Genomic DNA, 12,834 nt, shown 5'->3' with positions numbered 1-12,834 from the left:
CGGAGCTGGGATGTCGCGCGAGGAGCGATCACTGTGCTGATGTTCAAGGAAGACCGCAGGCGATCGGCACGCTCGGCGGCTGGGCGATCACCGTGCTGCGGAAAGCCGGCGCCATCCGCGAGTGCGAGGAGCACGGCTGGACGCAGGACCGCGCCGACCCGCATGCGCGCTAACGTGCCTGCGAAATCGCTCGGCAAGATCCGCCGCAAAGAGTGTCGGGGGACGAAGCTGTCGCTGAACTGGTCGAGGTGCTGGACTCGATCGGACTCGATCGGAGATACCTGCCCGGGTGCCCGCCGCTGTAATCCACAGCACGCGCGAGAGGTCGAGCAGGCGGGTGGATTTCTCCTTCAGCCTCGGCTTCGGCCATCCGCGGCGTCCTTAAGGATTGCTCACGAAGGTTGCTGTTTCGATGCGGAGCAGATCGAGCTAGGCAAACGGGATCAAGGCTAGCAAGCACCAGAAGAAATAGAAGGATGCGACCGCTTCGTATGGCGCTATCGAGCCGACCGTGTCGGATGGCAGCTTGGCCGCAGCGCGCTTCATCCTGTAAGCAGTGAAGTCGATGATTGTTGCCGAGGTCTTTGTCATCTGATTCGTCCACTCTCTCTTGAAAGCGTCACGCCTGAGTCCATGGTTGCAGCAGAACTATTCTGCCGGCGTCCATCTTGCGAGAGCACGGCGGCGGCTGCAGCGAGTCGGGTGCCACGCATCAAGGAGTTCGCAAGAAGCGAAGCCATTTGTGGTCGGCCTCGCGCCGCGCGTGGAAGCGGTTGACGCACTTCCTAGGAGCCTGTCCCGGTAATGGACTTGGGATCGAGCGAAGCGAGTTCCGAAGCGGCTTTTTGGGGGAAACAAGTTTCTCCTCAGCGTGCGGCTGCGAGTTTTGCAAGGTTGTGAGCGATGCAGATCATGGCCCATTCGGCTTTGACCTTGTCGAGGCTGCGCAGGAGGAACTGGCGGAAGCCTCTTGCCTGCTTGATCTGGCCGAAGACGGGCTCGACGATCCGTTTTCGCAATCGATAGCGGCTTCGATAGCCTGCGCGCTTGAGCTTTGTGTTCATTCTGGCGATGAGCGTGCCCGGATTTGAGCTTCCTTTTTGTCGTGGCCGCCTTGGTGCCGTGCTTTTGCCGTCCGGTGGCGACGTAGCCCCTCGATCCGGCGTCGGATGAGGGTGCGAAGATTGGCTTGCGAGCAATAGCCTGCATCGGCCGATGCTTCATCCGGGTTCTTCCCGAGATTGGCTTTGATGGCATCGAGCAATGGCGCAAGCTGCGCCTGATCGCTCGGCGAGTTGCGCCACGATGATCTGATGGGTGCCATCGACGGCGGCCTGTGCGTTGTAGCCCTGGATGAAGCCGCTTTTGGTTGGCATCACGCGGCTGTCGGGATCGGTGAAGTTGCGTTGCGCCTTGTCACTCGGCTCTGCCGTGATGAACTTGGACTTGCGTCCCGGCCGGCCCTTGCCGCCGTCGCCGGAGCCATCGTCGTCCGGCTTCGAGGCGGCTTTGGCTTTGGCTTTGGCTTCCAGCGCGGCCTTGGCGGCACGGATTTTCTCGAGCCGCTTCTCCTTGTTGGCCATCCACGCGGGCATCTCGTCGCCAGCTTCGAGGCTCCGAACTGACGATCCTCAGCCTTGTCGGTCTGTGCGGCCTGAGCCAGCCAGTGCTGAACCTCCGCCGCAAGCCTCGGCTCCGCCTCTTTCATCCGGCCATAGCTCATCGCCTTGTTGATCCCGGCATTGGCCTTGATCTTGGTGCCGTCGAGCGCCACATGGCCAAGCTTCACGAGCCCCGCTTCGCGGCACAGCGCAAGAACCTGCCGGAACAAGCCCGAGAGGGCCGCCAAGTGCCGCTTGCGGAACTCGCTGATCGTGCGGAAGTCCGGATGCTGCATCCCCGTTACCGCCGCAAAATCCAGCCGCTCCTCGCAGCCCCGCCCGATCTTGCGCGACGAGTAAATCCACTGGCTGTACGCATAAAGCAGCAGCGCCACCATCATGCCAGGATGATAGGGCGGAAAGCCGCGCTCCTCATTGTAAACATCCATGATCCGCGACAGGTCCAAGCCCGTGCGAACCGTGTCGCGAACAAAGTGGGCCACGTGCCCCGAAGGCACCAAATCCTGGATCGACGGCGGCAGCAGCCAAACCTGATCAACGTCCCAAGGTCGAAATGTCTTGCTCATCCGCCGTTTGAATCACGACGCTCGTTCCTCGTCGAGAAAAATCCGATTACTCAGACAGGCTCCTAGAGCAAAGCGCCGTTTGCCGGCAGTGGTAGCGGATAAGCCCGAATCTTCCCACCGCATACCGAACCTCGCTGACCGTGGTTGGAAGCAGGATAGTCATTGCGCATTCTCGCCTTCATGTCGGCATCACCTGGAATCTCCCCCATGTATCTTCCATTTCCGCGACACGGCTCGCAGTTCAAGTGCGGGGTCGCCAATTGCGATGCTTGTGGCATGTACGGACCACCGGCGCAGAGTGTGACACTGGTGTGCGCCTCCGTGGCAAAAGCGGCGCGCGCTATTCCAAGCGCCTCCGTCGGGATTGCCTACAGTAAGGGACAATTGATCTTGATTGATGCAATCAGCAGGGCAGTGACGATGAAATCATGCGGCTTTTTGCCGATCTTCGATGGACTGCTACTGACCAGGCGACGGCGAGCGTATAGCAGCCCTCACCTGCTGTCCTGCAACCCTCACTGTCATTGCGCTCCAGGCGCCCCGATCCCGTACCTTCCTCAGAACGACGCGTAGCGGACGTCAAAACGATCTCGCGTGATCACGAGGCAGGAACGTCTCAGCCGGGCCTCTCGTGAGGATCTGCTTCGGGGTGCGCTGGCCGGACGCGTGTGGGAGCGGTGTTAGCGCTTTATCATCATCGGGCGCGTGCGGTGTTCGGTATGTCGGTGGTACTGTCTCAGCTTCCGGAGCTCAATCGCGATTCGGCTCGGGGTCCGCGTTAGCAGCCATTTCGCGCAGCGCGCGCCGGTACTCGACCGGCATCACCTTACGGAATTTGGGCAGCCAGTCCTTCCAGTTGGCAAGGATGTCGGCGGCGCGCTTGGAGCCGGTTGCTTTCGCATGGCGCGTGATCAGGACGTGCAGGCGCTCGACATCGGAGTCGAGCAGGTTCTTGAACACGTCGACCCGGCCATGTGCCTCGAGGTCACCGGCGTGGTTATAGGTGCCGTCGTTGATCAGCTCTTCCGACAGCACCGGCTCGAGCTCGACCATCGCCATGTTGCAGAGCTTGTCGAAGTCGCCGCTCTCGTCGAGCACATAGGCGATGCCGCCGGACATGCCGGCCGCGAAGTTGCGCCCGGTCTTGCCGAGCACGACCACGATGCCGCCGGTCATGTATTCGCAGCAATGATCGCCGGCGCCCTCGACCACGGCGACCGCGCCGGAGTTGCGCACGGCAAAGCGCTCGCCGGCGATGCCGCGGAAATAGCACTCGCCATCGGTCGCGCCGTACATCACGGTATTGCCGACGATGATGCTCTCTTCCGGCACGATGGCGCTGTTGACAGGCGGCTTGACGACGATCTTGCCGCCCGAGAGGCCCTTGCCGACATAGTCGTTGGCTTCACCCTCGAGCTCGAAGGTGACGCCATGCGCGAGCCAGGCGCCGAAGGCCTGGCCGGCGGTGCCCTTGAGGCTGACATGGATGGTTTCATGCGGCAGGCCGGCATGGCCGTAGATCTTGGCGACCGTGCCCGACAGCATCGCGCCCGCGGAGCGGTTGGTGCTGTTGATCGTGGCCTCGATCTTCACCGGCGCGCCGCGGTCGAGCGCAGGCGTGGCCTTCTCGATCAGCGTGCGATCGAGCACGGCTTCCAGATGATGGTTCTGGCGCTCGGAGTGATAGATCTTCTGGCCCTTCTCTTCCTTCTGCTTGACGAACAGTTTTGAGAAATCGAGGCCCTTGGCCTTCCAGTGCGCGACCAACCTGGTCTGGTCCAGCAGCTGCACCTGGCCGATCATCTCGTTGAAGCTGCGGAAGCCGAGCGAGGCCATGATCTCGCGGACTTCCTCGGCGACGAAGAAGAAGTAGTTGATCACGTGCTCGGGCTGGCCGGTGAAGCGCTTGCGCAGGACCGGGTCCTGGGTCGCGACGCCGACCGGGCAGGTGTTGAGATGGCACCTGCGCATCATGATGCAGCCGGCCGCGATCAAGGGTGCAGTGGCGAAGCCGAACTCGTCGGCGCCGAGCAGCGCGCCGATCACGACGTCACGGCCGGTGCGGAAACCGCCGTCGACCTGGACCACGATGCGGCTGCGCAGCCGCTCGCGCACCAGCGTCTGGTGAGTCTCGGCGAGGCCGATCTCCCACGGTGAGCCGGCGTGCTTGATCGAGGTCAGCGGCGAAGCGCCGGTGCCGCCCTCGAAGCCCGCGATGGTGACATGGTCGGCGCGCGCCTTGGCGACGCCCGCGGCCACCGTGCCGACGCCGATCTCCGAGACGAGCTTGACCGAGACGTCGCCCGTCGGGTTGACGTTCTTGAGGTCGTAGATGAGCTGCGCCAGATCCTCGATCGAGTAGATGTCGTGGTGCGGCGGCGGCGAGATCAGGCCGACGCCCGGCGTCGAGTGACGAACCTTGGCGATGATCGCGTCGACCTTGTGGCCGGGCAGCTGGCCGCCTTCGCCGGGCTTGGCGCCCTGCGCCATCTTGATCTGCATCATGTCGGAGTTGACGAGATACTCCGTGGTGACGCCGAAACGGCCCGAGGCGACCTGCTTGATCGCGGAGCGCATGCTGTCGCCGTTCGGCAGCGGCTTGAAGCGGTCGGCTTCCTCGCCGCCTTCACCGGTGTTCGACTTACCGCCGATCCGGTTCATGGCGATCGCAAGCGTCGTATGCGCCTCGCGCGAGATCGAGCCGAAGCTCATCGCGCCCGTGGCAAAGCGCCTGACGATGTCCTTGGCCGGCTCGACCTGGTCGAGGGCGACAGGCTTGCGCTTTTCTTCCTCGGCGCTTTTGACCCGGAACAGGCCGCGCAGCGTCAGCAGGCGCTCCGACTGCTCGTTGAGGATCTTGGCGAAGTCGCGATAGTCTTTCAGCGAATTGCCGCGCACGGCGTGCTGAAGCAGCCTCACCGACTTGGCGGTCCAGGCATGGTTTTCGCCGCGGCTGCGATAGGCGTATTCACCGCCGACGTCGAGCGCGGTCTTGTAGACCAGCGCATCACCGAACGCGTCGGCATGGCGGCGCACGGCCTCTTCGGCGATCTCGGCGAGACCGACGCCCTCGACGCGGGTGTGCGTGCCGGCGAAGAATTTTCCGACGAATTCCGCCTTCAGGCCGATGGCGTCAAAGATCTGCGCGCCGCAATAGGACTGGTAGGTCGAGATGCCCATCTTGGACATCACCTTCAGCAGGCCCTTGCCGATCGACTTGATGTAGCGCTTGACGATCTCGTAGTCGTCGAGCGGGCCGGGCAGGCGGTCCTTCATCGCGATGATGGTTTCGAACGCGAGATACGGATTGATCGCTTCCGCGCCGTAGCCCGCGAGACAGGCGAAGTGATGCACTTCGCGCGGCTCGCCGGATTCGACGACGAGACCGACCGAGGTGCGCAGGCCCGTGCGGATCAGATGATGGTGCACGGACGCACAAGCCAGCAGCGACGGGATCGGCACGCGGTCGCTGCCGACCATGCGGTCGGACAGGATGATGATGTTGACGCCCTCACGCACCGCGCTCTCGGCGCGCGCACAGAGCTCGTCCAGCACCTGGTCCATGCCGGCGGCACCGAGGCCGGCGTGGAAGGTGGTGTCCAGCGTGCGCGACTTGAAGTGCGATTCCGCCACGTCAGAGATCGAGCGGATCTTTTCGAGATCCGCATCGGTCAGGATCGGCTGGCGCGCTTCGAGACGCTTGGTGGTGGCGAGGCCCTGCAGGTCGAACAGGTTCGGCCGCGGTCCGATGATCGAGACCAGGCTCATCACCAGCTCCTCGCGGATCGGGTCGATCGGCGGGTTGGTGACCTGCGCAAAGTTCTGCTTGAAGTAGGTGAACAGCGGCTTGGCCTTGGCCGACAGCGCCGAGATCGGCGTGTCGTTGCCCATCGAGCCCGCGGCTTCCTCGCCGGTGGAGGCCATCGGCGTCATCAGGATGGTGATGTCTTCCTGGCTGTAGCCGAACGCCTGCTGGCGATCGAGCAGCGACATGTTGGAGCGCACGCCGGTGGTCGGCACCTTCGGCAGCTCTTCCAGCACGATCTGGGTCCGCTCCAGCCACTCCGTGTAGGGATGGCTCCTGGCGAGCTCGGCCTTGATCTCGTCGTCGGGGATGAGGCGGCCCTGCTCGAGGTCGACCAGCAGCATCTTGCCGGGCTGCAAGCGCCACTTGGTGATGATCTGATCCTCGGGGATCGTCAGCACGCCCATCTCGGACGCCATCACGATGCGGTCGTCCTTGGTGACAAGATAGCGCGCGGGCCGCAGGCCGTTGCGATCGAGCGTGGCACCGATCTGGCGGCCGTCGGTGAAGGCGATCGCGGCGGGGCCGTCCCACGGCTCCATCAAGGCTGCATGATATTCGTAGAAGGCGCGGCGCTTTTCATCCATCAGCGGATTGCCGGCCCACGCCTCCGGAATCATCATCATGACGGCGTGCGGCAGCGAGTAGCCGCCCTGCACCAGGAATTCGAGCGCGTTGTCGAAGCAGGCGGTGTCGCTTTGGCCTTCGTACGAGATCGGCCAGAGCCGGTTGATGTCCTTGCCGTAGAGTTCGGAGCTCACCGAAGCCTGACGTGCCGCCATCCAGTTGGTGTTGCCGCGCAGCGTGTTGATCTCGCCGTTATGCGCGATCATGCGGTAGGGATGCGCCAGCGACCAGGTCGGCAAGGTGTTGGTCGAGAAGCGCTGGTGAACGAGTGCCAGCGCGCTCTCGAAGTCCTCTTCGTGCAGATCGGGATAGTACTTGCCGAGCTGGTCGGCGAGGAACATGCCCTTGTAGATCACCGTGCGGCACGACATCGAGCAGGGGTAGTAACCGGCACGTCTGCGGTCGCGGCGCTGGTAGATCGCCTGCGAGATCGACTTGCGCAGGATGTAGAGCCGGCGTTCGAATTCGTCCTCGGTCTTGGCGGTGCCGTTGCGGCCGATGAACACCTGCATGCAGGCGGGCTCGGTCGGCTTCACGGTGATGCCGAGCGAGGAATTGTCGGTCGGCACGTCGCGCCAGCCGAGCAGCGTCAGGCCCTCTTCCTTGATCTGGTCGGCGATGATGCTCTTGATGACGTTGCGCCAGGCGGTGTCGCGCGGCATGAACAGCGCGCCGATGGCGTATTCGCCCGGATTGGGCAGCGCGAAGCCGAGCTCTTTCGCCTTGCGGCTGAAGAAGGCGTGCGGGATCTGCACCAGAATGCCGGCGCCGTCACCGGCGCGCGGATCGGCGCCGACGGCGCCGCGGTGCTCGAGGTTGCAGAGGATGCTCAGCGCGTCCGCGACGATCTCGTGCGACTTCTTGCCCTTGATGTTGGCGATGAAGCCGACGCCGCAGGAATCCTTTTCCAGGCTCGGATCGTAGAGGCCCACGGCCGGCGGGCGTGAATTGTGTTCCTGAATCGGATCGGTCGTTTTCGAGGCGACCGTCGCCGACAGTTGTTCTGCCACGATGTTTGCCCGCTCGACTTGCGACCCGTTCATGTCCTCGTCCTCTCCATGCGGCAAGCTGCCTCACCGCCATCTTCGGCGCACCTTGGGCGTCCCGCGGCACCCGGTTCTGGGCCACCGCTCGTCCGCTCGCGAGCCGCATTTTCTTAAATTCAGGTCAAGAATTCAGGCCAAGGCGCTCTTCGTCCCCGAGAACGGCTTTGCCTCCTCATCCTTGTACTTGGCCAAGGTCTCAAGCAACAGCCGCAGGTAGTGCGCCTTCTGTTCAGCCCCCATTGGCCCCGGGCCGTCCAGCGACTTCACCGCCGACTCAACTAACTCGACCGCACGATCGTTGTCGCCGCTTTCGTAATAATACTGAGGGACCGCCACATAGGACAGAAACTTGGGGCCGGCCCGGCCTTCTGGAGAGCTCAGCGCGAGGATGTGTTCGGCCAAGTCCTTGCCAATCGCAAAGCGATCAGAATGCGGGACATCAGAGTTTTTCTCCGCTGGATTAGAGAGTTGGCGGATCGCTTGCACCTTCCACAACTCGGATTGTTTTTCGGTCGCATCGCGAGCCAATTGACGCATAACGGGTACCCCCGTCTGCATGTCATGGATTTTGTGCAGGAGCAGATCCGCGTGCACTAGCCGAACGTTGATGTCGTCCGGCATCACTGCGACGCCCTCTCTAGCGGCCGAAAGCGCCGTCGACGAATTCTGCGCCTTCAGCGGCAGTCCAAGTTTGCCCCAGAATGCTCGCATCCGGGCTTTCTCGCGCATTTCAGCTTCTGCTTCAGCGATTCGCCCAGCATCCGCTGCTTTGGCTTCATCGCTGGCGCGCCAGGTGCCATTTACGATTTTTGGAAACACGTCATATAGTTGCATCGGGTGACCGATAAAGGCGACGCGACCGTCACGGTCGATGACGAATGAGGTGGGGATAGTGTTAGAAAAGCTGGGCGCCATCCAAGACTTCTTCATTTTTCCCGCGTAATCGAACGCAATCCGAAAGTTCAGCTTGGCGCCTTTCTTGGTCAACCACGCATCCAAGTTTGTTCGCGCCTCCTCGGCCGTTGAGCCTCGCTCGGAAGCTGCAACTGCAATGACCTCAATTGGGCTATCGTCGTATTTCTCTTGCAGCTGCGCGAGATGGGGCATCTCCGCCGCACATCCGCCGCACCAAGTCGCCCAAAACTCGACAATATACACCGTACCCGGCTTAAAGTTGGTGAGGGGTTCGCCACGTACCCAGCTTTCCACCCTGATCGGAGGAGCTGGCGACTCCATACGAAGAATCACCTTGTTCTCCAAAGCTATGCCCAAACCTTCGCGCGATTGTATGCGCAAGCTCGTTTGTCTCTAAGAAACGCGGCACGAGTTCAATGAACGAGAGAGCGCGTCTGCATGCACTCCGCCCGACACCGTGCTCGATCTGAGCAGCAATGGCCGTGCCAACGCCAGCAACGAACATCACGCACCTGATTCGGTCTAAGATTGCCTCGGCGGCTCAACACGACGTGCGTTTGTAGCTAACGGTCTCGTTCGATGTCAGACATCGGACGGGGGTCGTGCGCTTCGGGCCGCGGGGTTTGTGCCCCGCCCATCATGATGATCGCTCCTGGCGTTTCGATGATCGCTGCCGTAACCGCCGAAATCCTGTCGCCGAATTGAGCGCCTGCGGAACGTACAAAAGGCAATTCGAACTTTAAATCGCGAGCTTTTGTGAGGATACATTCTAAAGGGCAGACAAGACGCAGTCCAGTCACAGTCCTGGAAGATCACGCGCAGCACCGGGCTGAGATACAGCACGCAAGTGAGGTGATAGAGTTGGTGAAGAGAAACGGTCGTTATCAAAGTCCCGGCAAGGCACTAACTCCACCATGCGTTGGTTCAAGCGCGCAGAATCTCGAATCGGTCGTGCGGGAGTTCTGGACGTCGGTCAGATCGCCCTCGCACTGGTCGATATCGTACGAATGTCATTTGGCAATTGCATTAGCTGGCTGACGCCTCCCCCTCATGCCAGCCAATCTTGCTCTTCAGAAATTCAAAGCCCAGCGCTTCGAGACCGGCGCGCTCCTTGTTGTCTTTGCCGCGGCCGTGACCGCCCGCCGCCGGCTCGTAGAAATAAGCCTCATAGCCCATCGCCTGGAGCTTTGCGGCCATTTTGCGCGCATGTCCGGGATGGACGCGGTCATCCCGCCGCCTCGTGGCGATCAGGATTGGCGGATAGGGCTGGCCGGGTTTTGCGTTGTGATAGGCGGAATAGGTCTTCAGCCACTCCCAGTCCTCGGGCTTGTCGGGGTCGCCATACTCCGCGATCCAACTCGCGCCGGCAAGCAGCTTGGTGTAGCGGCGCATGTCGGTCAGCGGGACGGTGCAGAACAGCGCGCCGAAACGCTCCGGGTATCGCGTCAGCATGTTGGTAATGAGGATGCCGCCGTTCGATCCGCCCTTGGCTGCGATCCGTTTCGCTTTCGTGACACCGCGGCGGATGAGATCGGCGGCAACGGCCGCGAAATCGTCATGCGACAGCTTCTTGCCGGCGAGCCGGCCAGCCTCGTGCCATCGCGTGCCGAACTCGCCGCCGCCGCGCAAATTCGCCTGCACAACGGTGCCGCCGCGCTCCAGCCACAGCTTGCCGAGCGACGAACTGTAATATGGTTTCACCGAGCGACCGAGGCCGCCATAGGCGGTCATATAGACCGGCGCATCGCCGGTTTCGCCTGCAGGGCCGGTCTGCACATACGGGATATGCTCGCCATCGATCGAGATCGCCTCATGCTGCGTCACCATCAGGCCATCGGCGGTGAAGGTCTTCGATGCCCGCTTCAACACGACAGGACTTTCGACGCCACGCTCGACCAACAGCAGCGAGGGCGGCGTGAGCGGGTCCTGCACTTCGGCGAGCAGGTCGCCGTTGCTCTCAGACGGATGACAATCGAGCGGCCAGACGTCGACCACGCCGATTTCGGGAAGCCCGCCGAGTATCGCGCGGCTCCAGCCCGTGGCGAATGGCGTGCAGATCTGGAATTGCGGCTTAAGTTCGTCGAGGATCGAGAGCACCAGTCTGCCGGCAGTCCAGAACAAGTCCTGCAATGCGCGCCGCGGTCCGGGCTCGAACAGCAGCGAAAAGTCGCGGCTGCCTGCAAGGAAAGCCGAAAGCGAGATGCCGAGGACGGCATCGGTGGCATAGGTTCGACCTCCGGTCGACCAGGGCTGGCGCAGCTTCATCGCAAACCAGTCGCCATGAGCCTGCATCCAGATGCCCGTCGGAAGCTCGAGCTTCGTGGTGGTGCCGGCGTGATCGCGCAGCCAGATGCGGTGGTTGAAGAAGTCGATCCAATCGATGATCCAGGTACGCGGGACCGCGCCGGTATGGTCCGCGAGGCCCTGGACACGCATGTGATCAGCCGCGGTCTCGAAGATCACTTCTGCCCGATCCACAGGTTCGCCACGACACCACTGGCGAACGGTCCTCGAATATCCGGAGCTCGTTACCATGCCCTCGCCATGGGCGCTGGACAGCAGCAGCGTGTCCGTGTCGAGCCAGTCGACGTCGCCCTTGGCTTCCGGCATCGCAAAGCCATCCGCGACGAAGCTCCTCGTGTCGGCGTCGAATTCCCGCAAGGTGACGGCATCGCTGCCGCCGCGCGACAGGCTTAAGATGTTTCGCGGGCTTCCCGGCAGTGAGCTTGTCGAGCTCAGTAGCCAGTCTTCGCGCTCGCTTGCTGCAAGCTGGTCGATATCCAGCACGATCTCCCACGCCGGATTGGGTCTTCGAAACTCCGCCATTGTTGTCCGCCGCCACAGCCCGCGCGGGTTGGTGGCATCCTTCCAGAGATTGTGAAGATGGCTGCCGCGGCGCCTGACATAGGGGACCCTGTCAGCCCGATCGTAAATCGCGGTCAGCGCATCGCGATCTCGTCCCGCGGCCGGTCCGCCGAACGCCCGCAGCGTTCTGCTATTCTGCCGCTCGACGAAGTTCAACGCCCGTCCGCCTTCGATCTTTTCCAACCATAGATAGGGATCATCATCTGGAGTCGAGGCCGTTGGCCTTTCAATCCGCGACTTCAACGGCACACCTTTTTTGACCATGATTCACTCCAAGCTTAGCATTGACGCGCACTTTCGACAGGGTTCAAGGCTTCGCGCCGTACATGTCGTCGGCGCGATGCCGGATCTCCCGAGCTACCTTTGTCTCTGACAAACCACCCCTGTTCATAGCGAGAGAAGAGTCGGTTCAAGCAGCTGGCGCGTGGGTCTGACAGTTTGTCGGGCAGACCCGGGCGCAGGCGCTGCAGCCGATACAGGCCCCCTCGTCCTTCATCACCATGACCTTCTTTTCGACCTCATCGTCGTCCTCATCGAGATCGATCATCTCGCCGTCCTCGCTCAGGCCCTTCAGCGTCATGACCTCGCGGCCGCAGACCTTGTAGCAGCGGCCGCAGCCGATGCACTTTTTTGGATCGATCCAAACCAGGTAGTCCGGCCTCCAATCGCGGCCGTCGCGGGTCCTGAATGACATGGCTTGAGGTCCGTTATGCTTTGTGTAGCGCCTGGAGATCTTGGCGCTTGCTTTCGAGCTCGCTGAAGGCGTCGTGGCCCTTCTGCGCCACGCTCAGGATCGCGGTCCAGTTGACGGGCAGTTCCTCGGAGAGGTCGTGGAGGTCCATCTTGGCCTGGGTCGCTTTGGCCGACAGCTTCTTTATTTCCGCTTTCAGGCTTTCAACATCGCTCATACTTGCCTCAATAATTCGCCACTTCCGGGAACTCGCGGATCATCTCAACACCACTGTTGACGATTTCGTCGCCTTGGTCGGCTAGATGACACAGATTGTTGAAACCAAAGCGATGCACGTCCCGTAGCTGCTTGCTCACGACAACGAGCCGGCCCCCGATCAGCACGATCCGACCGAACCCTTCATGATGCATCTTCAGCATTGGCGAGATCATCACACCCGTCGCCTTCTCGATCGAGAGCGCAATGGCGTCAAAGAACAACTGCAGTCGCCATATCGTGTCGGGGTCGGGATTGCCAACGATCGGCAGCGCACGGCGCTTGCGCTTGTCCAGAATGTAGGGGTGTAGCAGGTCGAGGTCCTTCTTGCCCTCCCAGGCGCCGTGGGTGTCCTGGGCGCGCCAGATCTTGATGAGCTCTTTGAGAAATGGCCGCTCCGCCGCGGCGGCGGCTGGAGTGATTTCAGACCGATCGGGCATCC

At 62.1% G+C, this 12,834-nt stretch carries 7 protein-coding genes and 2 pseudogenes; 1 reads left to right on the top strand and 8 read right to left on the bottom strand.

Annotated elements, in window-relative coordinates; translation table 11 throughout:
- Window positions 1-5 precede the first annotated feature (5 nt).
- Window positions 6-305 (top strand): annotated as a pseudogene (locus QCM77_RS05225) (hypothetical protein).
- A 124-nt stretch (window positions 306-429) separates the two neighbouring features.
- On the opposite strand, the gene QCM77_RS05220 reads toward QCM77_RS05225, so the two are convergent.
- From QCM77_RS05220 to QCM77_RS05185, 8 genes and pseudogenes are all read right to left on the bottom strand, one after another.
- A complete protein-coding gene (locus QCM77_RS05220; RefSeq protein WP_279682175.1) occupies window positions 430-591 on the bottom strand; it encodes a hypothetical protein in 162 nt (53 codons plus the stop codon).
- 275 nt (window positions 592-866) lie between these two features.
- Window positions 867-2,188 (bottom strand): annotated as a pseudogene (locus QCM77_RS05215) (IS1182 family transposase).
- Between the two features lie 750 nt (window positions 2,189-2,938).
- On the bottom strand, window positions 2,939-7,663 hold the full coding sequence (gltB, locus tag QCM77_RS05210) for a glutamate synthase large subunit (RefSeq protein WP_279682173.1): 4,725 nt from the start codon (window positions 7,661-7,663) through the stop codon (window positions 2,939-2,941).
- Between the two features lie 132 nt (window positions 7,664-7,795).
- Window positions 7,796-8,914 carry a TlpA disulfide reductase family protein gene (locus QCM77_RS05205; RefSeq protein WP_279682171.1) on the bottom strand — a complete coding sequence of 373 codons (1,119 nt, stop codon included), beginning with the start codon at window positions 8,912-8,914 and terminating at the stop codon, window positions 7,796-7,798.
- A gap of 693 nt (window positions 8,915-9,607) precedes the next feature.
- Window positions 9,608-11,710 carry a prolyl oligopeptidase family serine peptidase gene (locus QCM77_RS05200; protein WP_279682170.1) on the bottom strand — a complete coding sequence of 701 codons (2,103 nt, stop codon included), beginning with the start codon at window positions 11,708-11,710 and terminating at the stop codon, window positions 9,608-9,610.
- Between the two features lie 145 nt (window positions 11,711-11,855).
- Window positions 11,856-12,140 (bottom strand): ferredoxin III, nif-specific, encoded by a 285-nt coding sequence (gene fdxB / locus QCM77_RS05195; RefSeq protein WP_279682169.1) that lies wholly within the window; start codon window positions 12,138-12,140, stop codon window positions 11,856-11,858.
- 13 nt (window positions 12,141-12,153) lie between these two features.
- A complete protein-coding gene (locus tag QCM77_RS05190; protein ID WP_279682167.1) occupies window positions 12,154-12,354 on the bottom strand; it encodes a CCE_0567 family metalloprotein in 201 nt (66 codons plus the stop codon).
- Between the two features lie 7 nt (window positions 12,355-12,361).
- Window positions 12,362-12,832, bottom strand: a complete 471-nt coding sequence (locus tag QCM77_RS05185) for a NifX-associated nitrogen fixation protein (protein ID WP_279682165.1) — start codon at window positions 12,830-12,832, stop codon at window positions 12,362-12,364.
- Between the last annotated feature and the right edge of the window lie 2 nt (window positions 12,833-12,834).

It is taken from the genome of Bradyrhizobium nivariense (assembly GCF_029846695.2).
GTDB lineage: Bacteria > Pseudomonadota > Alphaproteobacteria > Rhizobiales > Xanthobacteraceae > Bradyrhizobium.
The sequence above is the reverse complement of the archived record's forward strand: the minus strand, read 5'-3'. Positions and strand labels throughout refer to the sequence as shown.

What these genes read in the sequence shown, in the direction of transcription:
- QCM77_RS05220 (WP_279682175.1), bottom strand. Translation starts at nt 591, where the DNA reads ATGACAAAGACCTCGGCAACAATCATCGACTTCACTGCTTACAGGATG.
- gltB (WP_279682173.1), bottom strand. Translation starts at nt 7,663, where the DNA reads ATGAACGGGTCGCAAGTCGAGCGGGCAAACATCGTGGCAGAACAACTG.
- QCM77_RS05200 (WP_279682170.1), bottom strand. Translation starts at nt 11,710, where the DNA reads ATGGTCAAAAAAGGTGTGCCGTTGAAGTCGCGGATTGAAAGGCCAACG.
- fdxB (WP_279682169.1), bottom strand. Translation starts at nt 12,140, where the DNA reads ATGTCATTCAGGACCCGCGACGGCCGCGATTGGAGGCCGGACTACCTG.
- QCM77_RS05190 (WP_279682167.1), bottom strand. Translation starts at nt 12,354, where the DNA reads ATGAGCGATGTTGAAAGCCTGAAAGCGGAAATAAAGAAGCTGTCGGCC.
- QCM77_RS05185 (WP_279682165.1), bottom strand. Translation starts at nt 12,832, where the DNA reads ATGCCCGATCGGTCTGAAATCACTCCAGCCGCCGCCGCGGCGGAGCGG.